Source organism: Georhizobium sp. MAB10 (genome assembly GCF_045012825.1).
GTDB classification, from domain to species: Bacteria; Pseudomonadota; Alphaproteobacteria; order Rhizobiales; family Rhizobiaceae; genus Georhizobium; species Georhizobium profundi.
The window spans coordinates 3,214,112-3,237,489 of sequence record NZ_CP118314.1; the positions used below are offsets into that span (position 1 = coordinate 3,214,112).

The following is a 23,378-nucleotide window of genomic DNA, read 5'->3' on the forward strand; positions in this document are numbered from 1 at the left end:
CCGGAATTCTTAGCCGTCGAACAGCATGCGGACGGCGAGTCCCGGCCGTAAATCATCGGCTTCTTCATGCGGGAGGCCGTCCAGCAGTTCAAGCCGGCCGCGATGAAGATGCATCACCGCCTCCACAAGGCTCAGCCCCAGTCCAGTGCCCGGGCGCGAGCGGCTGTCATCGAGCCGCACGAAGCGCTGAACGGCAGCCGCGCGCTTGTCGGCCGGAATACCGTGCCCGTTGTCGGCCACGGTGATCGTCGGGCCTTCCGGCACGCGTTCCAGCCGAACGTCGATCCGCGCCGAAGGCAGGCCGGCCGTATATTTGATCGCGTTGTCGATGAGATTGGCCAGCGCCTGCCCGACCAGTTCCCGATTGCCTTTGACCGAGATGCCGGGCGCGACCGCGGTGGTCAGGGTAACGCCTGCATCCTCGGCCAGCGGCTCGTAGAGCTCCACCGTGTCGGTGACGATCTCCGAAAGATCGATGTCCTGGAGTTCGGCGGCCGCCGATCCCGCCTCGACACGGGCAATCATCAAAAGCGCGTTGAAGGTGCGGATGAGCTGGTCGCTCTCGCCGATCACATCCTCCATGGCGCCGCGATAGTCATCGACCGTATCGCTTGCGGCGAGCGCCATCTCGGCGCGGTTGCGCAACCGCGTCAGCGGCGTCTTCAAATCGTGGGCGATGTTGTCGGAGACCTGGCGCAGGCCTTCGTTGAGCTTCTCGATCCGGCCGATCATCGCGTTCAGCGATTCCGAGAGCCGGTCGAATTCGTCGCCTGAACTGCCCACTGGCAGGCGCTGCCCCAGATCACCTGCGATGATCTTGCGGCTTGCCTGATCCATGCGGTCGATGCGCTGAAGGGCGCGGCGACCGACGAAGAACCAGATGGCCAGCGCGCCGAACCCCATGATGGCCAGCGCGATGACGAGCGCGCGCCGGACCAGGTTGCGGAAAAGCTCCGGCTCGCCGAGATCGCGACCCACCAGCAGGCGCATGCCGTTCGGCAAGAACACGATTTGGGCGAGCGCCGTGTGCTGGCGCGCCGTATCGTCGTTCTCGGTATAGCGATCGTAGCGGAAGGGAAGCGCCGTCCAGCCTTCGCGGTCCAGCGTGCCCGGCTGGAGAGAGGCGACATTGCCAGCGACGATCTCGCCGTTCGGAGCGGTGATCGTGTAGAGCCCGGCGCCCGGCTGGCGGGACCGACGCTCGACGACGCGCACGAGGCGGGTAATGCCGCCGGTCTGGTAAGCCCGCGAAAGGAACCTCATCTCCGCATCGATGGCTTCCTGGGTCTGTGCACGCAGGAGATTGCCGGAGATGGCGGTGACGTAGAAGACAAGCGCCACGGCGCAGAGCGCAAAGAGGCCCAGATAAAGGGCCGACAGGCGGACAGCCGTTGTGCCGAAAAGGGCGCGCAGCCGCTTCATCGGCTCAACTATCCGCCTTGATCATGTAGCCGGCACCGCGCACCGTGCGCAGCAAGGGCTGGTCGAAATCCTTCTCGATCTTCGATCGCAGGCGCGAAATGTGGACGTCGATGACGTTGGTCTGCGGATCGAAGTGGTAGTCCCAGACATGCTCGAGCAGCATGGTCCGCGTCACCACCTGACCGGCATTGCGCATGAGATATTCCAGAAGCCGAAACTCGCGCGGCTGCAGCGTGATGTCGCGCCCTCCCCGCCGCACTTCGTGGGATAGTCGGTCGAGTTCGAGATCGCCGACCCGGTAGCTGGTCTCGCTCTCACGCGTGCCAACCTTGCGGCGCGCGAGAACCTCGACGCGGGCATGGAGTTCGGAGAACGCATAGGGCTTGGGGAGATAGTCGTCGCCGCCTGCGCGCAGACCCGTCACGCGATCGTCGACCTGGCCGAGCGCCGACAGGATGAGGACTGGCGTTTCATTGCCGAGCCGCCGCAGTTCCGAGACGATCGACAGGCCGTCGCGCTTCGGCAGCATGCGATCGATGACCAGAACGTCATAGGTGTTTTCGCTGGCCATATGAAAGCCGGTGTCGCCATCGGCTGCATGATCGGCCGCGATACCGGACTCGCGAAACGCCTTGACCAGATAGGTCGAAGCATCTCGGTCGTCTTCGATCAGCAGGATTTTCATGAATTCTTTCATAGGCACAAATTCGATGCTTGGACAGGGTTGGGAATGGGATCGGTCGCACCCGAATGCGAAACGGCGAGCCGTGGGGGCCGGCTCGCCGTCTCTTCAAGTCTCCGTCCGGGGATCAACGTCGCCTTGTGGCGTCGCGAGCAGGTTTGCGGATCCTCGGGCGAAGACGGCGGACCGGAAACCCACGTCACGGTCCGCCTCGATTCGCTCCGCTCAGCCTTGATCGATCGGCAGTGCGACGAAGCGGTTCTGCTCATCGCTGCGCAGCTGGAAAAGCGCTGCGCCTCGACCATCTTCAGCGGCGGCCGCAACGGCTGCCGTAATGTCTTCGGCACTCGCGACATCCCGATCCTGTACGCGCACGATCACGTCACCGACCTGGAAACCACGCTCCGCGGCCGTGCCGTCTGGATCGAGTTCAGCGATGACCACGCCATTGCCATCGTCCGAGGGGGCAACGGTCATGCCGAATTCGGTCAGTTCGCCACCGCTCGAAGGCGCGGGTACTGCTTCTTCCGTCGCGGATGCCTGCTGCTCATCTGCTGGGAACGTGCCTAGCGTGACGGCAACCGTTTCCGAAGCGCCATTGCGCCAGACCGAAAGCTCGACCTCGGTGCCCGGCTCGATAGAAGCGATGCGGCGGGCAAGATCACCCGGATTTTCAACGGCTTCTCCGTTCACGGCCGTCACCACGTCACCCGATTCGATACCGGCGGCAGCTGCAGGCGCATCGGGCTGGGGCGCGGTGACGAGAGCACCGGAAGCTTCGGCCAATCCGAGGGACTCAGCGATATCCTCGCTGACTGGCTGGATTTGCACACCGATCCAACCACGGCTGACGCTGCCGCTCTCAATCAGATCCTGCACGACGTCCTGTGCAAGAGTGGCCGGGATCGCGAACGCGATGCCAACATTGCCGCCGGAAGGAGAGAAGATCGCGGTGTTCACGCCGATGACTTCACCGGAGAGGTTGAACGTCGGACCGCCCGAGTTGCCGCGGTTCACGGCTGCGTCGATCTGCAGGAAGTCGTCGTAGGGTCCTGCACCGATTTCACGACCGCGAGCTGAGATGATGCCGGCAGTGACGGAGCCGCCCAGACCGAACGGGTTGCCGACTGCAACGACCCAATCGCCGACCCGCGCGCCCTGATCGTCACCGAATTCGACATAAGTGAATTCTCGGTCCGCATCGACCTTAAGCACTGCAAGGTCCGTCCGGCTATCAGTGCCGATCAGCTCGGCCGACAATTCGGTGCCATCATCAAGGATAATGCTGTAGCTCGAGCCGCCTTCGACGACGTGGTTGTTGGTGACGAGATAGCCGTCATCGGAGATGAAGAAGCCGGATCCCTGAGAAACGGGCATCGGACCGCGGGGACGGTTCGGTCGGTCGGGTCGGCCTGGCTGGCCAAAGTTCGGGCCACCAAATTCGTCGAAGAACCGGCGCATCGGATGGTCTTCAGGCAGATTTTCCAGGCCGGGAGGTCCGAACTGGAAACCGAAGCCCTCGTTTTGCGCGACCTCTTCGGCTTCTCCCTGGACGCGGACGGAAACGACAGCCGGCGAAACGGCCTCAACCACATCCGCGAAGCTTGGCGCGGTTGTCGGAGCCTCGATCCGGACTGGATCGGCCATCGCGCTGATGGTTGCCGGCACGCCGGTGACGAGCATCACACCGGCGACGCCAGCAATGGTGGATGTGGCCAGGATGCTTTTCAGCTTTGTCTGGAAGGACTGGTTCGATTTCATGGACGTCTAACCCTCGTTCTTGCCGATTTCGTGCTGCTTTGGCAGCGTCGACATAGAGATAGGGCACGTCACATTACGGCGCTCTGTCCTCGACATGAAATTTTGGTAATGTTGACCAGCTTGACGACGTCAGCTGCGTTTCGAGCGCTCTTTCAGCAGATCGGCGATTGCCTTTTCCTCGCCCTCTGTCAGCGTCGGACCGGCCTGAAGCGGATCACGGTTGCGCAGGAACGTTGCGATGGCGGCGATGCCAGCGCCCATGACCAGAATGGGTGCGGCCCAGAGCGCAAGCGTCTGGATCGACAGGCGAGGACGCAGGAGCACAAACTCGCCGTAGCGGGAAACCACGTAGTCGTAGACTTGCTCATCGGTGTCACCCGACACCAGCCGTTCCCGCACAAGCACGCGAAGATCCCGCGCCAGTTCCGCATCGGAGTCATCGATGGACTGGTTCTGACAGACCATGCAGCGCAGTTCGGCGGAGATGGAGCGTGCCCGCTGCTCCAAAGCCGGATCGTCCAGAATTTCGTTGGGTTGCACCGCGAACGCGGGCGACGCCAGCCCCATGACGACGATCAGGAGGGCAAGAATGCGCGCGCTCCCGATCATTCCGCCGGCTCCATCACAGGACCGGCAGCCGTGCGCTGACGGTGCGGCTTCGGCGCGCCGACGCGCAGGCGACGATCCGACAGCGATATCAATCCGCCGAAAGCCATGATGACCGAGCCGATCCAGATCAACGTGACTTGCGGCTTCCACCAGACGCGCACGACGATGGCGGTTGGCGCCTCGGCGCCCTCCGGCGTGACAAAGTCACCGAGCGACACGTAAAGCTGGCTGAAGCCTCGGGTGAGGATGCCGGCTTCGGTCGTCGGCATCTGCCGCGCGGTGTAGACGCGCTTTGCAGAATCCATGCGCGAGATTTCCGCGCCATTCCGCAGCACGGTGAAGTGGCCGACATCCTCGACGTAGTTCGGGCCCTGGTTCGGGTCCATGCTATCAAAGCGAAGCGTGTATCCGCCGGCATCGATCGTCTGGCCCGGCGCCATTTCGGCAACCGCCTCGGTTTCGAATGCTGTGACAGCGACGATGCCGATCACCATGACGCCGAGACCGAAATGCGCCATCGCGCCACCGAAGGCCGATCGCGGGAGGCCGGCGAGTCGACGTATCGCGATGCCTGCCGACACTTTGCCGACGCCTGCCCGCAACGCGAGATCGGTGACCGCGCCGAACATGACGAAGAAGCCGATGGCGAGAGCGAGCGCCGCCAGCACCGGCGCCCCAGTCGTGAAATAGACAACGATGAGACCGGCAAGCAGAGCGAGACCGGCCGCAACATAGAGCCTTTGAGCAGCGCCGAGCAGATCGCCGCGCTTCCAGGCCAGCAGCGGGCCGAACGGTACCGCCAAGAGCAGCGGGACCATCAACGGACCGAATGTCAGATTGAAGAAGGGCGGGCCGACGGAAATCTTTTCGCCCGTCACCGTCTCCAACAGGAGCGGATAGAGCGTGCCGATCAACACCGTCGCGGTGGCGGTGGTCAGGAACAGGTTGTTCAGCACCAACCCGCCTTCACGCGAGATGGGCTGGAATAGTCCACCGGATTTCAGCGAGGTTGCCCGCAGCGCGAAAAGCCCGAAAGCGCCGCCGATGAAGATTACCAGAATGGCGAGAATGAAGACGCCGCGGCTCGGATCGGACGCAAAGGTATGAACCGACGTGAGCACGCCCGATCGCACCAGGAACGTGCCGAGCAGCGACAGGGAAAAGGTGATGATCGCGAGCAGGATCGTCCAGATCTTCAGCGCCTCGCGTTTTTCCATCACAAGTGCGGAATGCAGAAGCGCGGTGCCAGCGAGCCAGGGCATGAAGGACGCGTTTTCGACCGGATCCCAAAACCACCAGCCGCCCCAGCCAAGCTCGTAATAGGCCCAGTAGGAACCCATGGCGATGCCGCCGGTCAGGAATATCCAGGCCGTCAGCGTCCAGGGCCGCACCCAGCGCGCCCAAGCCGCATCGATCCGACCTTCGATCAGCGCCGCGACGGCGAAGGAGAAGCAGATGGAAAAGCCGACATAGCCGAGATAGAGCAGCGGTGGATGGATCGCGAGCCCGATGTCCTGGAGGATCGGATTGAGATCGCGGCCCTCCATCGGAGTGGGCACGATCCGCGCGAAAGGGTTCGAGGTCTGCAACACGAAGAGCAGGAAAGCCGTTGTGATCCAGCCCTGAACCGCGAGCACATTGGCGCGCAGAGACTTCGGCAGATTTCGACCGAAGAAGGCGACCAACGCACTGAAGAAGACGAGGATGAGGATCCACAAGAGCATGGATCCCTCGTGGTTTCCCCAGACGCCGGAGATCTTGTAGATCATCGGCTTCAGGGAATGGGAGTTTTCGTAGACGTTCTGGACCGAGAAATCGGAAACCACATAGGCGTAGGTCAGCGCGCAGAAGGACAACAGCACGAGCAGGAAGGAAACGATGGCAGAGGTATCCCCGATCGCCATCAAGGACTGATCGCCGCGCCGTGCGCCAATGACCGGCAGAACCGACTGCACCAGCGCCGTCGCAAAGGCGATGATCAACGCATAATGTCCGAGTTCGACGATCATGCGCTTACCTCTCCCTTATCCGTGGCCAATCGACAATCGATCAATTGGCCTCCCCCTCACCCTGCCAGACGCCCTGCTTGCGCAGGCTGTCGGCAACTTCGCGCGGCATATAATTCTCATCGTGCTTGGCAAGCACCGTGTCCGCAACAAAAACCGGACTTCCTGGCTGAAACGCGCCTTCGGTAATGACGCCCTGCCCTTCGCGGAAAAGATCCGGGAGGATGCCGTTATACTCCACTTCCACCTCGCTGCCGCCGTCCTCGATGGCAAACCGCACGAGCGTGCCGGACGAGCGATTGAGCGAGTCGTTGGCAACCAGGCCACCCAACCGGATGCGCGTGCCGGGCTCGACGGCGTTGGTCAAAAGGTCGCTCGGCGAATGGAAGAAGACGATCTCGTCACGCAGCGCGACCAGAACGAGGGCTGCGGCAACCGCGACCACGCCCATGCCTCCGGCGATGACCGCCAGGCGTTTCTGCTTGCGCGTCATTGCGCACCCTCCTCTTCCAGCCGGTCAACTCCAACCTGGCGCGCGACGGCAAGCAGTGCCCGGCCATCTTCGCTCTCCTCAGGGAACACGGCAAGCCCCCGGGCCAACGCCTCGCCGGCCTGTTCGGGCTGACCAAGCACGCCATAGGAGCGCACCAACCGGATCCACCCTTCGATATCCTGCGGGTTTTCCCGCAGGCGACGATCAAGGTTGCCGACCATCGTTTCGATCATGGCTTGGCGCTCGTCGTCACTCATGTCACGCGCCGCAGCCAGATCGTCCTGCGATGGGCCGGGCTGAAGCGGCGGCTGAACCGACGCGACATCGCCGGAAACGGCATCTGAATCTGCTTCGGCACCCGGCAACAGGCTCAAAGGCGGCAGACCGGAAGGACTGATATCGGCAACTTGCCCGCCCAGCGCCGCAATTTTCTCGTTCACCACCGTCATCCAGGGAGCGTCAGGCGGTGACTGTTCTGCAAGCCGGCGGAACGCTTCAAGGGCACGGTCGTCGCGCCCTTCCTGCTCCAGCGCCAAGGCCAGATAGAACGCTGCCTTCGGCTCGTCCGGCTGCAATTCACGCGCGGACTGAAAAGCCACAGCGGCCTCTTCGGTGACGACGCCGCTGGCGAGCGCGACAAGCGCTTCGCCGTAGCCGCTTTGGCGGGCCGAGGTGGGGCCCAAAAGGCGGATGGCGTTCAGGTAGGCCGTGCGCGCTTCCTGCAGTTGCCCTGCCCGAAGATAGATCGGCGCCAGCACGTCCCATCCGCGCCCGTCATCCGGGTTTTCCTCAAGGTGCTGCTCGGCCTGAGCGATCATCGTCGCGATTGGCGAAGCTTGCTCAGGCGTCGTGGCACGCGATGCGAGCGGCTGATCCGGGAGACCGGGAGCGCCGGTCGCGAGATAGACGCTCATTCCCAACAGCGGAACGCCGACGAGAACGCACAGGCGGGCAGCGGTCGTCAGGCGGCCTCCGCTGCGGCGGTCTGTTGCGGCAGTCTGCGCTTTTTTGGCCCGCAAAAGACGACGGCCTATCTCGGCGCGGGCGTGTGCTGCCTCGTCCGTGCCGATCAGGCCGCCTGCTCGATCACGTTCGACTTCGGCCAACTGGTCGGAATAGACCTCGACATCGTATTCCGCGTCGCTGCCGGCGCGCTTGCCGCGCGCAAGGGGCAGCAACAACGTAATCGTCACGAGGGCAGTCAGAACGGCGGCGAGTACCCAGAACATCATGTCAATCGAATATCCGACGGGCTCTCATCTTCCAAGAGCAAACGAAAGGTTACCATGGTCTCGGGGCGTTTGGTCGCAAGCTGGCACGGCTGTTTTCGACTGAAAATCAGCCTAAGCCGGCGCAATCACGTCAGCGGCGTCCAGGTGCCTTCCGCCGAGCGGCATGCCGTGCCTCTCGCGACAATCGGCTGGCCATTGCCACGCACGGTGTGCGTATACTGGCGGCAATTCTGGGAACCCACCTGATAGGCCTGGGCTGCCGCAACTTCGCCGGATAAACCGGAGCGTTCGTTGGCCCAGGCCACCGATTGGCCTACGGGGGCTGCCTCGAGCGCGTTGTATTCCGCTTCCAAGGCCTTGCGCAGATCGCGTTCCGAGAGCGTGTTGCCGGCAACCGGGGCGATGATCCCGCCATTCAACGCGGTCAGGAAGGCATTATCGGCCGTCTGGCCGCGCTCACTGCCGAGCGAAGCCGGCAACATGGCGAGTGTCGAGCTGCCGGTTTGCGAAGACGCGCATCCGGCCAAGGCGCCTAGCGCAATGACAACCAAGAATTTCGTTGTGTGCTGCAGGGAGTGAAGCATCGCTAAAAGTATAATTTCCGGCGCAGGAGCCATTGTCGGCACGCAAATTGGGTGCCCGATGCTTATGGCCGCATTGTGGCCGATAAGGCAACAGAACAAATGACGAATTCGCGACCTACGAGCGCAGTCGCAGCCGAGGCGCCGCTTCCTTGATGGCAGGCAACGTGACTTCCGCGCGAAGTCCACCGAGCGGGCTCTGCGTCAGCCGCAGAACGCCTTGATATTCCCGCGCGATCTCGTCGACGATGGAAAGCCCAAGCCCCGTGCCGGGCTTGCTTTCGTCGAGCCGGCGACCGCGCTTGACGGCCTCCGCCATCTGGTCTGCCGTCAGTCCGGGCCCGTCATCCTCCACGACCAGCGTCAACCAGCCATCGCTGGGTCCATCGTCGGGACGGGCCGGAGCGACAGCGCCGACCGCGAGGCTCACCTTGATCCGGCTGCGGGCGAATTTGGCGGCGTTGTCGAGCAGGTTGCCGCCGATCTCCTCGAGATCGTGCTGCTCGAGCGCGATCCACACGCCCTTGGGTTTCACGCTCAACTCGAAAGCCAGTTTGGGATTCAACCTGCGCATCACCCGTATCAGACGCTCGAAAGCTGGCTCTGCCTCGGTTCGCGCGAGAATGGATCCTGATTGCGCAACGATACGCGCCCGATCGAGATAGGTCTGTACCTGCCGCTGCATGGTCTCCGCCTGATTGCGGACGAGGTCGCCATGCTCGGAGGTCATGCTCTTCGACTCGTTGAGCAGCACGGCCAGCGGCGTCTTCAGCGAGTGGGCGAGGTTGCCCACCTGCATGCGGGCGCGTTCCACGACCCTTCGGTTCGTGTCGATCAGGGCGTTCACTTCCCCGGCCAAGGGGGCGATTTCGCGGGGGAACTCATCGTTCAGCGATGAGCTCTTGCCGGTTCGGATGCTTTCGAGTGCGCGACGCACGCTGTCCAGTGGCCGCAGCCCGATCAGGATCGCGCCGGCATTCACGAAAAGCGACGCTACACCGAAGATGACAAGGGCAATCGTCAGTTGGTTTGTGAATTCGGCCACGTCGGCCTCGACCGCATCGCGATTGCCGGTCACGCGAAAGCGCGCGACGCGCCCTTCGTCGTTGAGTTCAACTTCGGTTTCCATGACCACGACGTCGTTGCCGAACGGATCGACGACGTCATAGGCGCGCTCGTAAAGGGCATTGAAGGAGATTTCGTCCGGACTGGGCCGGTCGAGCGATCGTCCACCGAGCGAGATCGAGGATTTCGGCGGCGAATTCGACCCTTCGATTGGCTCCACGACCCAGTACCAGCCCGTTGCAGGCTGGGAGTAGCGCAGATCACCGAATTCGGGTTCTCCGCGCAACTCGCCCTCGCCGTTGATCCAGACGGAATTCACGACATTGTAGAGATGCGCGCGCAGCAATTCGCGAAAGCCACGTTCCGTGCCTTGGCGATAGAGCGTGTTGATGATGAGACCGACGGCGATGAGCGCGATCACCGCCCAAAGCGTCGACACAGCCAACACGCGTAAGGTGAGAGAACTAACCCTTTTCGGCCGTGCCGCCGCCATTGCCGGGCTCCTGCATGCGGTAGCCGAGACCGCGCACCGTCTCGATGTAGTCTCCGCCGATCTTCTTGCGCAGGCGGCCGACAAACACTTCGATCGTGTTGGAATCGCGGTCGAAATCCTGGTCGTACATGTGCTCGACGAGCTCGGTGCGCGACACCACCTCGCCCATGTGATGCATCAGATAAGAGAGAAGCCGATATTCGTGCGACGTGAGCTTGAGCGGCTGGCCGTCGACGCTGGCCTTCGACGCCTTGGTGTCGAGCAGCACTGGGCCGCATCTCAGTTCAGACGAGGCATGGCCGGCTGCCCGACGAATGAGCGCGCGGATGCGCGCCAGCACTTCTTCGAGATGATAGGGCTTCGCCACGTAGTCATCGGCACCGGCGTCGATACCGGCAACCTTGTCGCTCCAGCGATCGCGGGCCGTGAGAATGAGCACGGGCATCAGTCGCCCGCCCGAGCGCCACCGCTCCAGGACGCTGATGCCATCCATTTCCGGCAGACCGATATCCAATACGACTGCGTCGTACGGCTCGGTATCTCCGAGGAAATGGCCTTCCTCGCCGTCATAGGCCTGATCGACGACGTAGCCGGCATCGACGAGCGCATCGCTGAGTTGGCGATTGAGATCGCGATCGTCCTCGACAACCAATATCCGCATAAAGCTGGCCCGCGCTTTGGAAAGATTATGGTTCAGTGCCTGTTGAAGGCGCTTGCGTCAACCGGCGGGAACGGTCCGCGTCTCGCGACGTGGCCTGTCGTCGCTGCCATTGCCGGGGATCAGCACCGTCACGCTGCACGTTCCATTCGGACCTGGCGATACGGACAGCAGGGTGCCACCGGTCTCGGCCACGACGCGCTGTGCCGCGCCGCCGCAGTCAAGTTGCACCATCCGAGTGAGCGGCCGCTCGTGGTCGACCTGAACGGTCGGCATTGCAGTCGCGGCCACGGCCGAAAAAAGAAGTGACGCTAGCATTGCGGTTCCGATTGATGCTGTCCGTTTCATAGGCGCACTTTTACCGGAGGCACACTGAACGGCAAATGAATGCCAGCAATCTTCTTTGAGGGACGCCGCCGGGCCCGGCTGCGGCGTCCTTCGGCTCTAGAACAGGCGGCTTGTGGCTGCAAACCGACCATAGACCGCGGCAGCCGCACCCAAAGCACCTATGGCCTGGAGCAATGCCTCCGTCAAAATGAGCTGGTCACCCGTTTCGAGCGTCAAGCCGAAAAGGCTTCCGAGAGAGGCTGCAGCGGCGACCAGGCCGCCCCAGATGCTGCGCGACATATACCAGGGCTTGATGGGATCCATGCTTGTTCTCCTGTCAGGTTGAAGGAAGTCAAAGGGTGATCACGGCGCGCGCCGGAAGCCCGAGAGCCATGCGCGATCCGATCTGGCGCACCGTGATCTCGATGGTCGAAAGCGGCGCGCCGAAGATCGCGCGTTGCTCCGCGTCCGAAAGATGAAACCGGGGCTCGAAGACGTCCGCGACGTGCTGGGTCGCAGATGCGTCTATGATCTGAAGGCGGTATCGCTCGCTGTCAGCATCAAGCGGGATGTCGCTGCCGAGCCAACTATCGGGATCGATGCGACCGCGCCTGATCCAGCGAATGTCGATGCTTCCCTCCTGATCCCGAAAGGCTTCGAGATGCACCGGCGCAAGCGGCGTCAGCGCTCGAGTTCCGCCTGCCATTGCAGTCTCGAGTGGCTGGACTTCTCCGCCGGTCGCCGTAATTCGCCAGTTGAAGGGGATGCCCACCTCGCTCGGCCGCAACTGGATCGGCGCCAACGCCTCATCCAGCACAACTACGCGCGCGCCGATGTCTGCACCCGCACGCATCGCGTCTTCCGTACCGCCCTGCCCCCGCAGCAGGCCGCTCAGGCGCCAGTGACCGATTTCGGTCTCCTCGGCGTGCGTGAACTGAACGACCTCCCAGGCACCGGAATTGCTGCGCACTGCCAACGCGTCGGCGCCGTTCAACACAGCAAGCTCGGTTGCAGATTCCAGGCTGCCGAAGGCCAGCCGACAAAACAATATACCAGAACGGTCGAACCGGCTCGCGACACCAGGCTGCAACGCCGCGGTCAGCACTCCCATGCGAGCGGGTCGTTCGATTTCCGCTCTCTCGCGAAAGCCTTCCTCCCCTTCCGACATGGAAAGGAGAGCGCGCTTGAACGGCCTGCTCCAGAGAGCCGCCTTGAACCACCCTGTTTCTTCGAAGCCGTCGAGCACGGGGAGATCGATCAACTCGATCATTGGCAGCCAGGGCGCCAGCCTGTCAGGAAGTGACGGCGGCCTCGTCCCACCGGTACCCGGCAATTTCGGCTGAGCCTCGGCGATGCTGCGCGCTTCGATCCGCCTTGAGCCGCCATCTTCGATGCGGGTCACTGCCCAGCGTGTCGTGCCCTGCCCTTCCAGAAGCAACATGTCACCCGGTTCGACCTCGATCCGAGATGGCGGCAGAGCGAAAGTCGCGCGCTCACCTCCGGTCCAATGGTCGCGCAACCAGGCTTCCGCCTGCGCCCCGGCCGTTTCCTCGGTCATCACAGCAGGCAGCGAGAGCCGCTGCAGCCGCGTCTCCGACATTTCCAGCCTGCGGGACCTGCCGATTGCCGCCGAATAATCTTTGTCGGGATCGATGTGGTCGATGATGCATTGAACGGCGAGTTCGTCGGGCTGCGATCGCACAAACGTAATCGTCGCATCCTCGTCAGGCTCGACAAGCACATCCGCTGCCAGGGGCGCCACAACGCTGTTGGACCTTGAGCGGATGCGGATGACGCCTGCACTTTCATGGGCATCCGCCTGAGCAAGTTCGAGAAGCGGTTCGATCAGAGCGCGTGCCGTCATCGGCTCGCTCTGGACATAGCCGCTGAGATCGACGTTCAGATCGTCGCACCGGATGGACGAAACGCCGTGGTCGATTCCGATCGCTTCGATGATGTCTGCCATGGCCGCGGTCCCCAGCCGGCCGTTCAGCCAATGGCCCGTGCGCCAGTTCGCCCCATCGGACCAGACAGCGCTGTCAGCCGGAAAAGCGGGATAGGGGCGCGCATCCCAGGTCCACCCGAAGATGTGATCCAGGTCGACCATGCCAGCTGGCACTTCACTGCTCGACCAATGGTCGAGATGAGCCTCCATGAAGCGTCGTTGAATGAGATCGGACCGCGCACCGGTCGAGAAATACGGGATTTGCCCTTCCGACGATTTTGGATCCGGAAAGACGTTTGGCTGGTTGGCTCCCGTGTCGACCGCCGGACAGCCAAGCTCGGTGAACCAGATGGGCTTTGCGCCCGGCAGCCAGGCGGTCGGCAGCGCGCGTTCCACACCGCCACGTCGCTCGAAGTGAGGATTGCTCCACCAGCCTTCCAGATCCTTCGTCCGGAAGACCCAGGGCTTGTCGTGCGCACCATCGGTGATGGGCGTGCGACGCCTCTCGGCGCGGTCGCTGGCCGTCGCATAATACCAGTCGAACCCTTCGCCGCCCGCTATCTGTGCCCGCATCCCCTCCCGATCGGTCAGGTTGGCGAACCCATCGGGACTGCCATCGATGACATCACCGTCCCGCCAATCGGCAAGTGGCATGTAGTTGTCGATACCGATCGCATCGATCGCGTCGCTCATCCAAAGCGGATCGAGATTGAAAAACACGTCGCCGCTGCCGTCATCCGGTCGATAGCCGAAATATTCAGTCCAGTCGGCGGCGTAGGTCAGGCGAGTGGCAGGACCCGTGATAGAGCGCACGTCGTCGGCGAGGCGGATGAACGCATCGACGAATGGGAATGCGTCGTTCTCGTCCCGCAGACGCGTCAGGCCGCGCATCTCCGAACCCAGGATGAACCCATCGACGCCGCCGGTCTGCGCTGCAAGATGCGCGTAGTGAAGGATGAACCGTCGATAACCGGAATCGCTGCCGGAATAGGCGATGCCTCCTGCCTCGACCGCAAAGTCCGTCGGCAGTGCGGGTCCGCAAAAGGCCTCCACCTGAGCCCGCACCGCCGCCGTGCGATCGGCGCTGCCCGTGCGGCCGGGCGCCGGGTAACTCGTAATCCGACCTCGCCACGGATAGGCCGGCTGCTCGGCTCCGCCTTCCGGATCCGGCAGAGCGGCAGGCGCTCGAACACCACATAGGCGAGCCCACGGTAGGCCGGCGCCTCGCCGTCGCGCTGCTTGGCGTCGATCAATGGGTCGGGAAGCTGTTCTTCCGTGCCGCTATGGACCCGCATCTCGATTGCGGTCAAGTCGAGCTCCTGTCCGTCGGCCCAGACGCGCCGCACGCCGGCAATCACGCCCTCGCACAGACCGATCGCGAAATTGCCGAAATAGCTGTAGGTCTCGACCCGCTGACCGCCGCCCTTCGCACCTTGTCGCTCCCGCGTCACGGCCTCTTCGAAGCGCGTCGCCCAGATCAGCGTGCCTGCAATCCGCGCCGTGCCATACAGGCGATTGATCCCCGCGCCTTCCTCGGCAGACGGAATGCGCCCGCCTTCAAGGCGCGGCCCACGCCGCGTTTCGCCGCCGATCAGCGCCCGGTCGACAGCTGCTCCGGCCAAGGCGCCTGCCGCACGACCGACGATCGCGCCGAATGGACCGAACAGGCTGCCGAATGCAGCGCCTGCCGTCTGCAGAAGAATGGTTGCCATCAGTCGGTGATCCCTGGAAAGCAATAGGCTGCGGCGACACGGCGCCGCCACGAAGGCACCAGGGCCGATTGGACGACGCTCGCCTGCTCGTAGGCGTGGATGAAGTGGTCGGGGCCGCTCAAGATGCCAATGTGCCTTGCCGGCTGATCAGGCCTCCAGCGCAGCACGATCAGGTCACCCGGCTGCGCGGCGGCGAGGCCGAAGGCCGCGCCGCAATGGCGTTCCGCCGCTTCCAGCAGCCTCTCGCTTTGGTTGCCATCTGCCCAGTCCGCAGCGTAGGGACCAGGCGCCTCCGGTTCGCAGCCGTAGACGGCGCGCCAGACACCGCAGACAAGGCCGAGACAGTCGCAGCCGATGCCCAGGCTCGATCCCTGATGCCGATAAGGCGTGCCCAACCACCGCCTCGCTTCGTCGAGTATGCGCTGTCGCGTGATAACCGGCGTCGTCATGGCACCACCGGCGCACCGTCGTGCAGACCATTTTCGCCGGCATAGCCATAGGCGAAGTCGGAACCCGGCAGATGCGGAAATCCTCTGAAATTCAGGACGTTGGCAAATTTCTCTCGGCACGTCTTGAACGTCTTGTCACAGCCCGACGTGAGCTGGAGCGTGTCGCCTTCCTGCGGCGCACCGGCCATCGGCGACCACAGCTCGATCTCCGTGCCATCGTCGTGACGGGTGTGATTGAGCACCGCAACCGACACTCCCGTGTTCACACCGCTCTGCCAGGTGGCAAGGCCGTAGCGAAACCAGCCATCGTCAAAGCTCTCGATCCCGATGACCCGCAGCTTTGCTCCGTTTGCAACAGCAGTGACGGTCCCCACTCCAGTCAGCTCTGGCGCATCGAGGGTTACGCGACATCGGTGATCGCCGAGATTGGCATCGCAGCGGCGGCCATAGACACGCCCCCGGACGGCGTCGAGCCGTTGCGCCATGCTGCGCAGCTCAGCACGAAAGGCCTGTCCAGCACGCGAAACCTCGCCCAGATCAAAAACCTGCATCAGCAGATGGCCCTCCGCCGGCGCCATCCAGTTGACTGCAAAAAGCTCCACGCGCGCGCCATCGTAGCGCCCAGCTTTCAGGTCCTGCTCGGTGATCGCGTCTGAGGAAAACGCGCCTGCGACCTCGCTTGTATCGACAGCAAGGCCCAGCCCACTTTCGACCTAGGTCCCGACGAAACCGCTTACGGGCGAAAATGCCGTTCCGGCAAAGCTCAGCGTCGCATCATGGTCGGTGAAGCCCAGCACGACACGATCGGCCCGTGTCAGCCTCCAGGCATTGCACATCGTCGTTGCGTCCTGGCGAAGATGCGTCGCCAGCGGCTCAGGCAGAACCCTCATGGCGCGATCTCCACCATCGGCACCGAAGGGATTTGGCCGGCCTTAAAGGCGGTCAGGCTGATCTCGAGCCGATCCATGTCGAAGCGGACCGGGACATCGAACTCGAAGCCGGCCGAAACGGCGGCTCCGACAGCCGGCTCGAAGCCGGTTGAGAAAACGACGTCGCCAGTCATTGCGTCGACCATGTACCGATCGACCGGCACCACTTCGCCGTCGACCGCCAACAGCACAGAAGCTTGCACGGGCTTGCTGATCGACCGGGAGACGGATGCAGCAGCATCGCCGTAGCGCTTCACAAGCGAGAACCGCGTGCGTGCTCCGTCACCGACGCCGATCTGCTGGTCCGTCGCAGCAATGGCCATGGAGGGAGCGCAGGATTTGAAGTCGATAGGGTCGCAGAAGCGAAAGCCGTGCAATTGTCCGCGCCGCGCCTCGAAGAACGCCAGCAGCGTATGCAGATCGTCGAGCGTGCGGACGCTGGTCCCGGCGTCGTAACGGCGCCTCGCGTTTGCCCAGCGCGCATTACGCTGCTCGCGACCGTTGTTCAGTTGCACGATGTCGGTCCGCCGCGCCGGGCCGCCGCTCGTCGCGATTGCCAGCCGCAGCGGGAACCGCACGTCGTGAAAATCCGTCATGTCAGAGCCCCCTTGTGCCGCGACCGACAGCGCGTGCCAGCATGGCGCTCACCTGCGCTTCCGACTTCAGGAAGCTTTGCGCATCGGGCGTGGTCACGTTGAAGACGATCGGCGCACCTGCGCCCTGGCCTGCGCCTGCGGCAACGCCCAGCCTGCCGTCGGCCCCGCGAGCGAGCGGCAGGATCGCCTCAGCGCCCGCCTCGCCGGCCAGGCCGATTTCGCCACCCATCGGAAAATAGCTCGGCGTCGAGACGACCCCGCCCTTGGCGAAGGGCACGACGCGCCCGACCACGCCCTCGGCAAAGTTGGAGACAGCATCCGAAAGGGCATTCTGCAGCGGCCTCAGGCCAGCATCGAGCGCGATGTCGCTCATCCGCAACGCCAGTCCTCGTAACACCTGGTCGAGATCGCGGCCCTCGACCGCGGCGCGGCGCATCGCACCGGTCAGCGCACTTCCCAGGCGCTCGGCCCGCAATTCAAGATTCCCCAGCGCGCGCTCGAAAGGACGACCGTCCAGTTCGACGCGATAGGAAAGGTCTTCGTTCATGGAAACTGTTCCCTGTCTGGAAAACTGCGCATCAGGTCGTCAAGCGCCGCACGGTCGGGCGCCTGCGTAGTTCGTCTGGTCGCCAAAATCATCGCCAGTTCGCGGGGCGTCATGCGCCAGAACTGATCGGGCGACAGCCGCAGATGCAGGAGCGAGATGCGCATCACCGCATCCCAGGGGAACGGTGAGGCGTCCGCTACTCGCTCGACTGCATCTGCGGCATTCAAGGGTTTGCGGTGGCAGCGCTCCCGCCGCCGAATGTCGCTTCCAGCAATTGAGCGACCAGTTCGGCAAAGCCGCGCGCACCACCATCGATGGTCATCTGCGCCACCTCGTCATCGGTGAAGAGATTGCCCGCACCACGCAGGCCCGCTCCGACCACGCGCATGATGTCCCGCGCGGAGAGACCACCCGTGGCAAATCGGTCGACGAGCTTGGAGAGATCATCGGCGCCGAACGCCGCTTCCAGTTCCGCCAGGGCGCCGAGCGTCAGGCACAACACCCGCCGTTCGCCGTCGATCGATGCGGCGATCTCGCCGCGCCTCGGGTTCGCGGTGATCTTGCGCAACGTCATGCTTCACTCCCGAAAACCAGCGCGCCTGCCGATTCCATGGCGATCTCGAAGGTGATCTCGCCGTCGTGCCGCCCGGCATATTCGAGTGCCGTGATCTGGAAAGGGCCAGACAGCGTGCCGAAAGCCGGAACGACGATCTGCCAGTCCACAATCTGGCCTGCGAAGAAGACCGTACGCGTCAGCGCATCGCTTTCTGCATTCTTGAAAAGCCCCGATCCCGAGACCGAGGCCCGCTGCACGCCGGCGCCCGCCAGAAGCTCGCGCCACCGGCCGGCGGATTCTGAGTCCGTCGCGTCCACCGTCTGCGCATTGAATGCGAGGCGTTTTGCCCGCAGCCCCGCGACGGTCACGAACTGCCCGCCGCTGTCGATCTTCAGCAGCAGGTCCTTGCCCCTCTGCGCACCCATGGCCATCTCCAAACATGAAAAAGGCCCCCGCGTGGGAGCCAGAACATTATCCTGCCGATCGATTGACCGACGTTCGCAATCTGAATCAGGCGCTTTCGGTAAACGCCCGTAAAACCATCGTTCCCTGGTGTAGCCGGCTCTTTGCCACGCGCCTCACCTCCGTCGAGACGACCCTGAGGCCAACCAGCCGGGCGTCGACAGGCGAAAGCGCCGCGTCGTGCAGAACCAGCCGCAGCCGCTTCATGATCGATTGCACCTCACGCCTGCCGTTCTCGCCGGAATAGACGGCGAGCGTGACGCGGTGCTCTTCGTTGCAATCCTCGTCCGTGCTCCACTCCATCGTCTCGAGATTGTCGAGCACGATGTATGGCAGGCGGGCACCCTGAACCTGCCGATCGAAGATGTCCGCCACCTTCAGGCTCGACATCAGCTCAGTGTCGGCTCGCAGTGCTGCAACGATCGCCTGCTGTAAATTCGACGCGGCGCTCATGACCGTTCCTCGCACGCGCAGACGAGATAGCGCTCGGTCTCATCGGGATCGGTCACCGTCTGGATGTGGAACACCCGCTCGAACCGGGTGAACCGCATGCCGATGACAACATCCGACCGGTGGCGCAGCGTCACCCTGTATCTTGCCGCTTGCTGGATCTGTGATGCCTGCTCCAGGTGCGAAGCGCCAACGGGTTCGAGCTTCGCCCAGAGGCCGGCGACGTGCCGCCACTCCCCGCTCGAGCCGCCTTGGCCATCGTCATCAACAGCGGGCTCTTCCAGATTAAGCCGCATGCGCAGATGCCCCGGGTCAATTACCGCACCCGGCCTCATAACGACCGCCGCCGCCACGGCGCGATCAGCCGGTCATAGCCGTCCGGCACGAGCGCCGGCTGCTGGCCGATCGGAACGCCGGAGCGCAGTTCGTACATCGCGGCCACATGAGTAAACATCGCCCGCTTCAGCACGTCGGGCACATCGGCGCCGCTCTCACCGAAGCCGGCTCGAAATTCCACCTCGATGCCGTTGACGATCCGCGCCGGCGCCTTGATCGCCGCAACGATCAGGCGGGCCGGACGTCGCGTCCGATCAAGCCGAACGCTTGCCAGATCAACCTCCTCCGGCAGCCCGTCCGCGTCATAGACAATGACGGCATCGAGCCTTGTCACCGGATGCCGGCGCAACAGGATCGCATGGGCCTTCGGCCAATCGTCCAGGAAAAGCCGAAAGCCCTGGTCCAGCAGAACCAGGCCGGTCGCGCTTTCCAGATGCTCTCGCGCCACGCGGATCAGGCTTTCGATCAGTCCGTCTTCGAGATCGGTCTCCACGCGCAGATGCGTCCTCGCCTCGGCAAGCGTCAGCGCTTCGCCGACGGCCGGGTCCGTCACGACAATCGTCATGTCCCATGTCCTTTGAAATCGGCCCCGTCCCGGTCGTTCCGGAACGGGGCATGCCGTCGTCGCGGCGTCGCTTAGGCGGAGAACTTCACCAGCTTGATCGCGTCGAAATCCTGCACGCCGCCACCCACGCGCTTGGTCGTGTAAAAGAGCACGTAGGGTTTCGCCGAATAGGGATCGCGCAGGATGCGCACGCCCGTGCGGTCGACGATCATGTAGCCACGCCGGAAATCACCGAACGCGATCGGCGTCGCATCCGCTTCAATGTCCGGCATGTCCTCGGCCTCCACGACGGGGAAGCCCATCAAGGCAGCGCGCGCACCGGCCGTCGCCGGCGGCTGCCAGATATAGTTGCCGTCCGCGTCCTTGATCTTGCGGATGGCCGCCTGCGTCTTGCGGTTCATCACGAAGGAGGCGTTCTGCCGATAGCCGGCCTTCAGCGCATAGATCGTGTCGATCAGCACATCGGAAGGCGCGTCGGCATCCAGTGCGCCAGCGCTGCCGGTCGCCACCGTCCCGATCGAGTCCCAGGTCCAGGCCGTCTCCGCGACCGTGTCGTAGTCGAGGAGACCGCGCGGCTTGTTCACCCCGTCGCCCGCAATGAAGGCGGCGCTTTCCTGTTCGGCGAAGGCGATCTCGACTTCCGACGCGATCCAGGCCTCGATATCGACTGCACTATCTTCCAGAAGCGAAGCGGTCGCCGCTGGCATCGCATAGAGTTCCATCGTCGGGAACGACAGCTCGGCAAGCTGCGCCGTGTTCGTCTGCGGCCGCGCCGCCGTCTCGCCGACCCAGCCGACAGCCATGCCCGAAACCGCAAACGGCTTCTTCAGTACCGCGCCGGAGACTTGCCTGACCGTCGCGATCGACCGGATCGGCGACAGCGAGCTCAAACGCCGGCCGATCTCGGTGTCGATTTCATCCGGCACCAGAAAGCCGCCATCGGGATCGGAGCCATAGGACATCGCCTTGGCTTCGATCGTCCGCAGGTCGTTCTCGTCACCGCGGCGCACATAGCGCTCGAACGCCTCTTTGCGCTCCAGCATCTGCGCGCTTGTCGCTCCACCGATCGCCGGGCGGGCGCGCTTCAGCACCAGCTCATCGATCAATCGCTGCTGGGCGTCCATCGACTTGGAGATGCGGTCGAGCTTTTCGCGCGTCACCACATCTTCCGCGCCGCGATTTTTCAGTTCGTCCAGTCGTTGCTCGTTCTCATCCTTGAACGCCTCGAACTGGTTCATGAAGGCGCCGAAAGCTGCCCCGACATCCTCATCGGCTGCCTTCACTTCCGGTGCGCACACGCCTGCCTGCTCATCCGTGATATCGTCCTTTTTTCTGCTGCATGATCTCAGTCGCTTGGCGAATGATCGACGCCAGCGACAATTGCTCCCGGCCGGCCGCTTTCACCGCGGCCACCCGCGCCTCGGGCAACATCGGAAATGTCACCACCGAGATTTCCCAAAGGTCGGCCTGAAGAATGCGGCGCACGTTGCGCCTGCGGTCGGCCTCCGCCCGAACTGTCTTGAAGCCGATCGACAGCCCGTCGATCGCGCCGGCCCGCATCAATTCATGGATCTCCCGCGCCCGCGCGACACCCATCGCCAATTGGCCTGTCACCTTGAGGCCGCGCCGGTCCTCTACGATCGACACCCACCGGCCGATCGGAATATTGGGATCGTGCTGGAACAGCATCTTCACGCCGCTGGAGCCGCGTGCCTTCAGCGAAGTCGCAAAGGCGCCGGGAGCGATCGCATCACGACCGAGGTCGACGGCGTCGAAGACGCTGGCATAACCGGAGAACCGCCCCGCCTCCGTCACTGTCTCCAGTGCCAGATCGGCATATTTCTTCTGTCTGCAGGCGATGATCGCGTCTGCACTCATGGTCGTTCCTCATGTCTCGAATGACGCCCGCTTCAGCCGCCCCGGCCGGGCTTTGCTATTTCCAGCGTTCGGCCAGCCGGGCCAGAACGCCGAGCGCCCACCAGGCGCAAAGGCTCGCTGCGGCAGAGCCCATCAGCGTGATTTCGATCGGTGTCAGCCGCGATCCGATCGCCAGCCAGTCGGACAGCGCAACGCCCACCGCACCGCCGAAGATCATCCCGCTCGCGACCCCGATGAAGAAGCGCCCCGCCGCTTCGCGCCTGCTTTTCGGGAGGAGGTAGATCAGCGAGATGATCGCACCGGCCATAGCGCCGAGACCCTTCGCAAGCAAAAGGCCGATGTCCTGAATCAGGTCCGTCATCGTCGCTTCTCCATTCACCCCCTGCCCGTTCCCTTGAGAGATCGATTCAACCCGCTGCCGGTCTGAATCCAATTCACCGCTCAAGCGGTTCATATCCCACGGCTTTTCGCTTCTCGTCCTCGGTCAGGAAGTCCGCAGCCTGCAGGCGTTTCCAGTCGGCTTCCCGCTCGATGGCGAGCCCCGCGATCTGGTCGGTGTCGAAATCAATGCGGATGTCGTCACCGAACGCCGGGCAAAGCCAGTGCGTCAGGCGCGCACAGATGCGCGTCATCAGCGGCAGGATCGTCAGCCGGTAAAACGCGCGGTTCGCCTCCTGGTAATTTGCATAGGTGTTGTCACCGGGTATCCCCAGCAGCATCGGCGGCACCCCGAGTGCGAGTGCGATATCGCGCGCAGCACCGTTCTTTGCCTCGACGAAATCCATCTCGCGCGGCGTCAGCGCCATCGCTTTCCAGTCGAGCCCACCTTCCAGAAGAAGCGGCCGCCCCGCGCGCCTTGCGCCGGAATAGCCCTCCTCCAGCTCTTCTTTCAGGCGCTCATATTGCTCCTCGGTGAGGTTGCCGCCCTCTTTCGGCTGGTAGACCAGCGCGCCGGACGGCCGTGCCGAATTGTCGAGCAGGGCCTTGTTCCAGATCGCGGCCTGATTGTGCAGGTCGAGCGCCATCGCGGCAGCGGCAAGCGGCGGAAAGCCCATATGCGCATCGAGCGGATTGAACAGCCGCAAGTGCATTAGCCCGCCTTCGCCAGCATGGCCAAGCCCGATGCGTCGCTTCTGCCCACGGCAGCTATAGTCATAGCCGGTGAGCCAGCCGCTCCGATCCTCCACCGGCGTCACGAGGTCAGGCCTCAGGAGATGTAACTCCCGCAGCCGCTCGCCGATCCCCACCGCCTCCACATAGGCATTACCGGAAAGCACCAGTTGCCCGATCAGCGCTTCGCGAAATTCCACGCCCGCCTGGCTGCCGTTGGGCGCCGCCATCAGCTCCAGGACCGGGTGGCGATCGAGCTCCCGGTCCCCCTCATAGGCGATCAGCGGCACCGAGGCGCCCGCTTCGGCAATCAGCCGCACGCAACGGTGCCCGATCGGGTTTCGCATGTAGCCTGCATGAGCAAGCGCCCCGAAGGATCGGCCCGACCATTGCGCACCCACCGTCTGGTGCAAGGCGACGAAGCCCGCGCCGAACTGGCTGGCCTTGGTTTCCACAGCCGGCCGCGCCCCGGCCTCGGCTTTGCGCCAAGGCAGGCTGAAAGAGAATTTCATCT

At 63.6% G+C, this 23,378-nt stretch carries 25 protein-coding genes and 2 pseudogenes; all 27 read right to left on the reverse strand.

All coding sequences use genetic code 11. The annotated features are described in order from the left end of the window. Window positions 1-9 precede the first annotated feature (9 nt). A complete protein-coding gene (locus tag PU133_RS15325; protein WP_404862391.1) occupies window positions 10-1,422 on the reverse strand; it encodes a sensor histidine kinase in 1,413 nt (470 codons plus the stop codon). Window positions 1,423-1,426: 4 nt separating this feature from the next. After that, window positions 1,427-2,107 (reverse strand): response regulator transcription factor, encoded by a 681-nt coding sequence (locus PU133_RS15330; protein ID WP_404862392.1) that lies wholly within the window; start codon window positions 2,105-2,107, stop codon window positions 1,427-1,429. 222 nt (window positions 2,108-2,329) lie between these two features. Further along, a complete protein-coding gene (locus PU133_RS15335; protein ID WP_126010989.1) occupies window positions 2,330-3,865 on the reverse strand; it encodes a Do family serine endopeptidase in 1,536 nt (511 codons plus the stop codon). A gap of 129 nt (window positions 3,866-3,994) precedes the next feature. Beyond that, window positions 3,995-4,474 (reverse strand): cytochrome c-type biogenesis protein, encoded by a 480-nt coding sequence (locus PU133_RS15340; RefSeq protein ID WP_126010990.1) that lies wholly within the window; start codon window positions 4,472-4,474, stop codon window positions 3,995-3,997. Then, the gene (locus PU133_RS15345; protein ID WP_404862393.1) at window positions 4,471-6,483 is read right to left on the reverse strand and encodes a heme lyase CcmF/NrfE family subunit; all 2,013 of its coding nucleotides are present in this window, start codon (window positions 6,481-6,483) and stop codon (window positions 4,471-4,473) included. The genes PU133_RS15340 and PU133_RS15345 overlap by 4 nt, the downstream gene beginning before the upstream one ends. A 40-nt stretch (window positions 6,484-6,523) precedes the next feature. Further along, window positions 6,524-6,973, reverse strand: coding sequence for a cytochrome c maturation protein CcmE (ccmE, locus tag PU133_RS15350; RefSeq protein ID WP_404862394.1), 450 nt, complete (start codon window positions 6,971-6,973; stop codon window positions 6,524-6,526). Then, the gene (gene ccmI / locus PU133_RS15355) at window positions 6,970-8,205 is read right to left on the reverse strand and encodes a c-type cytochrome biogenesis protein CcmI (RefSeq protein ID WP_404862395.1); all 1,236 of its coding nucleotides are present in this window, start codon (window positions 8,203-8,205) and stop codon (window positions 6,970-6,972) included. Before ccmI ends, ccmE begins: the two co-directional genes overlap by 4 nt. A gap of 125 nt (window positions 8,206-8,330) precedes the next feature. Further along, complete coding sequence (locus PU133_RS15360) at window positions 8,331-8,687, reverse strand: RT0821/Lpp0805 family surface protein (protein WP_404862396.1); 357 nt, start codon at window positions 8,685-8,687, stop codon at window positions 8,331-8,333. A gap of 217 nt (window positions 8,688-8,904) precedes the next feature. Continuing rightward, window positions 8,905-10,344, reverse strand: a complete 1,440-nt coding sequence (locus PU133_RS15365) for an ATP-binding protein (protein WP_404862397.1) — start codon at window positions 10,342-10,344, stop codon at window positions 8,905-8,907. Continuing rightward, complete coding sequence (locus PU133_RS15370; protein ID WP_404862398.1) at window positions 10,316-11,005, reverse strand: response regulator transcription factor; 690 nt, start codon at window positions 11,003-11,005, stop codon at window positions 10,316-10,318. Before PU133_RS15370 ends, PU133_RS15365 begins: the two co-directional genes overlap by 29 nt. A gap of 57 nt (window positions 11,006-11,062) precedes the next feature. Further along, window positions 11,063-11,320 (reverse strand): hypothetical protein, encoded by a 258-nt coding sequence (locus tag PU133_RS15375; RefSeq protein ID WP_404862399.1) that lies wholly within the window; start codon window positions 11,318-11,320, stop codon window positions 11,063-11,065. A 126-nt stretch (window positions 11,321-11,446) separates the two neighbouring features. Then, a complete protein-coding gene (locus PU133_RS15380) occupies window positions 11,447-11,653 on the reverse strand; it encodes a hypothetical protein (protein ID WP_404862400.1) in 207 nt (68 codons plus the stop codon). A gap of 28 nt (window positions 11,654-11,681) precedes the next feature. Then, window positions 11,682-14,920 (reverse strand): annotated as a pseudogene (locus tag PU133_RS15385) (glycoside hydrolase/phage tail family protein). A gap of 65 nt (window positions 14,921-14,985) precedes the next feature. Further along, window positions 14,986-15,435: an NlpC/P60 family protein gene (locus PU133_RS15390; protein ID WP_404862401.1), complete on the reverse strand. Its 450-nt coding sequence runs from the start codon at window positions 15,433-15,435 to the stop codon at window positions 14,986-14,988. Continuing rightward, window positions 15,432-16,325, reverse strand: a pseudogene (locus PU133_RS15395) (DUF2163 domain-containing protein). Before PU133_RS15395 ends, PU133_RS15390 begins: the two are co-directional and overlap by 4 nt. Further along, entirely contained in the window at window positions 16,322-16,960 is a 639-nt protein-coding gene (locus tag PU133_RS15400) for a TIGR02217 family protein (RefSeq protein ID WP_404862402.1), read from the reverse strand. Before PU133_RS15400 ends, PU133_RS15395 begins: the two are co-directional and overlap by 4 nt. A 1-nt stretch (window position 16,961) precedes the next feature. Then, window positions 16,962-17,507 carry a phage tail tape measure protein gene (locus PU133_RS15405; protein ID WP_404862403.1) on the reverse strand — a complete coding sequence of 182 codons (546 nt, stop codon included), beginning with the start codon at window positions 17,505-17,507 and terminating at the stop codon, window positions 16,962-16,964. Next, complete coding sequence (locus PU133_RS15410; RefSeq protein ID WP_404862404.1) at window positions 17,504-17,671, reverse strand: rcc01693 family protein; 168 nt, start codon at window positions 17,669-17,671, stop codon at window positions 17,504-17,506. The genes PU133_RS15405 and PU133_RS15410 overlap by 4 nt, the downstream gene beginning before the upstream one ends. A 59-nt stretch (window positions 17,672-17,730) precedes the next feature. Continuing rightward, complete coding sequence (locus PU133_RS15415) at window positions 17,731-18,081, reverse strand: gene transfer agent family protein (protein WP_404862405.1); 351 nt, start codon at window positions 18,079-18,081, stop codon at window positions 17,731-17,733. Further along, window positions 18,078-18,488, reverse strand: coding sequence for a phage major tail protein, TP901-1 family (locus tag PU133_RS15420; RefSeq protein ID WP_404862406.1), 411 nt, complete (start codon window positions 18,486-18,488; stop codon window positions 18,078-18,080). The genes PU133_RS15415 and PU133_RS15420 overlap by 4 nt, the downstream gene beginning before the upstream one ends. A gap of 85 nt (window positions 18,489-18,573) precedes the next feature. Beyond that, on the reverse strand, window positions 18,574-18,978 hold the full coding sequence (locus PU133_RS15425; RefSeq protein ID WP_404862407.1) for a DUF3168 domain-containing protein: 405 nt from the start codon (window positions 18,976-18,978) through the stop codon (window positions 18,574-18,576). Continuing rightward, window positions 18,975-19,271: a phage head closure protein gene (locus PU133_RS15430; protein WP_404862408.1), complete on the reverse strand. Its 297-nt coding sequence runs from the start codon at window positions 19,269-19,271 to the stop codon at window positions 18,975-18,977. Before PU133_RS15430 ends, PU133_RS15425 begins: the two co-directional genes overlap by 4 nt. A gap of 35 nt (window positions 19,272-19,306) precedes the next feature. After that, window positions 19,307-19,876: a head-tail connector protein gene (locus PU133_RS15435; protein WP_404862409.1), complete on the reverse strand. Its 570-nt coding sequence runs from the start codon at window positions 19,874-19,876 to the stop codon at window positions 19,307-19,309. Between the two features lie 71 nt (window positions 19,877-19,947). Beyond that, the gene (locus tag PU133_RS15440; protein WP_404864560.1) at window positions 19,948-21,195 is read right to left on the reverse strand and encodes a phage major capsid protein; all 1,248 of its coding nucleotides are present in this window, start codon (window positions 21,193-21,195) and stop codon (window positions 19,948-19,950) included. Then, on the reverse strand, window positions 21,185-21,754 hold the full coding sequence (locus PU133_RS15445; protein ID WP_404862410.1) for an HK97 family phage prohead protease: 570 nt from the start codon (window positions 21,752-21,754) through the stop codon (window positions 21,185-21,187). The genes PU133_RS15440 and PU133_RS15445 overlap by 11 nt, the downstream gene beginning before the upstream one ends. 55 nt (window positions 21,755-21,809) lie before the next feature. Then, complete coding sequence (locus PU133_RS15450; RefSeq protein WP_404862411.1) at window positions 21,810-22,115, reverse strand: DUF6107 family protein; 306 nt, start codon at window positions 22,113-22,115, stop codon at window positions 21,810-21,812. Window positions 22,116-22,188: 73 nt separating this feature from the next. Next, window positions 22,189-23,376 (reverse strand): phage portal protein, encoded by a 1,188-nt coding sequence (locus tag PU133_RS15455; protein WP_404862412.1) that lies wholly within the window; start codon window positions 23,374-23,376, stop codon window positions 22,189-22,191. Window positions 23,377-23,378 lie beyond the last annotated feature (2 nt).

Bases quoted from the DNA above. Each gene is read 5' to 3' on its own strand.
- PU133_RS15405 (WP_404862403.1), bottom strand. From the start codon at position 17,507: ATGAACGAAGACCTTTCCTATCGCGTCGAACTGGACGGTCGTCCTTTC.
- PU133_RS15430 (WP_404862408.1), bottom strand. From the start codon at position 19,271: ATGCGGCTTAATCTGGAAGAGCCCGCTGTTGATGACGATGGCCAAGGC.
- PU133_RS15330 (WP_404862392.1), bottom strand. From the start codon at position 2,107: ATGAAAATCCTGCTGATCGAAGACGACCGAGATGCTTCGACCTATCTG.
- PU133_RS15340 (WP_126010990.1), bottom strand. From the start codon at position 4,474: ATGATCGGGAGCGCGCGCATTCTTGCCCTCCTGATCGTCGTCATGGGG.
- PU133_RS15400 (WP_404862402.1), bottom strand. From the start codon at position 16,960: ATGACGGATTTTCACGACGTGCGGTTCCCGCTGCGGCTGGCAATCGCG.
- PU133_RS15345 (WP_404862393.1), bottom strand. From the start codon at position 6,483: ATGATCGTCGAACTCGGACATTATGCGTTGATCATCGCCTTTGCGACG.
- PU133_RS15450 (WP_404862411.1), bottom strand. From the start codon at position 22,115: ATGACGGACCTGATTCAGGACATCGGCCTTTTGCTTGCGAAGGGTCTC.
- PU133_RS15425 (WP_404862407.1), bottom strand. From the start codon at position 18,978: ATGAGCGCCGCGTCGAATTTACAGCAGGCGATCGTTGCAGCACTGCGA.
- PU133_RS15435 (WP_404862409.1), bottom strand. From the start codon at position 19,876: ATGACGATTGTCGTGACGGACCCGGCCGTCGGCGAAGCGCTGACGCTT.
- PU133_RS15325 (WP_404862391.1), bottom strand. From the start codon at position 1,422: ATGAAGCGGCTGCGCGCCCTTTTCGGCACAACGGCTGTCCGCCTGTCG.
- PU133_RS15370 (WP_404862398.1), bottom strand. From the start codon at position 11,005: ATGCGGATATTGGTTGTCGAGGACGATCGCGATCTCAATCGCCAACTC.
- PU133_RS15415 (WP_404862405.1), bottom strand. From the start codon at position 18,081: ATGACGTTGCGCAAGATCACCGCGAACCCGAGGCGCGGCGAGATCGCC.
- PU133_RS15365 (WP_404862397.1), bottom strand. From the start codon at position 10,344: ATGGCGGCGGCACGGCCGAAAAGGGTTAGTTCTCTCACCTTACGCGTG.
- PU133_RS15410 (WP_404862404.1), bottom strand. From the start codon at position 17,671: ATGCGCATCTCGCTCCTGCATCTGCGGCTGTCGCCCGATCAGTTCTGG.
- PU133_RS15445 (WP_404862410.1), bottom strand. From the start codon at position 21,754: ATGAGTGCAGACGCGATCATCGCCTGCAGACAGAAGAAATATGCCGAT.
- PU133_RS15360 (WP_404862396.1), bottom strand. From the start codon at position 8,687: ATGTTGCCGGCTTCGCTCGGCAGTGAGCGCGGCCAGACGGCCGATAAT.
- PU133_RS15335 (WP_126010989.1), bottom strand. From the start codon at position 3,865: ATGAAATCGAACCAGTCCTTCCAGACAAAGCTGAAAAGCATCCTGGCC.
- PU133_RS15455 (WP_404862412.1), bottom strand. From the start codon at position 23,376: ATGAAATTCTCTTTCAGCCTGCCTTGGCGCAAAGCCGAGGCCGGGGCG.
- ccmI (WP_404862395.1), bottom strand. From the start codon at position 8,205: ATGATGTTCTGGGTACTCGCCGCCGTTCTGACTGCCCTCGTGACGATT.
- ccmE (WP_404862394.1), bottom strand. From the start codon at position 6,973: ATGACGCGCAAGCAGAAACGCCTGGCGGTCATCGCCGGAGGCATGGGC.
- PU133_RS15380 (WP_404862400.1), bottom strand. From the start codon at position 11,653: ATGGATCCCATCAAGCCCTGGTATATGTCGCGCAGCATCTGGGGCGGC.
- PU133_RS15420 (WP_404862406.1), bottom strand. From the start codon at position 18,488: ATGGGTGCGCAGAGGGGCAAGGACCTGCTGCTGAAGATCGACAGCGGC.
- PU133_RS15375 (WP_404862399.1), bottom strand. From the start codon at position 11,320: ATGCTAGCGTCACTTCTTTTTTCGGCCGTGGCCGCGACTGCAATGCCG.
- PU133_RS15390 (WP_404862401.1), bottom strand. From the start codon at position 15,435: ATGACGACGCCGGTTATCACGCGACAGCGCATACTCGACGAAGCGAGG.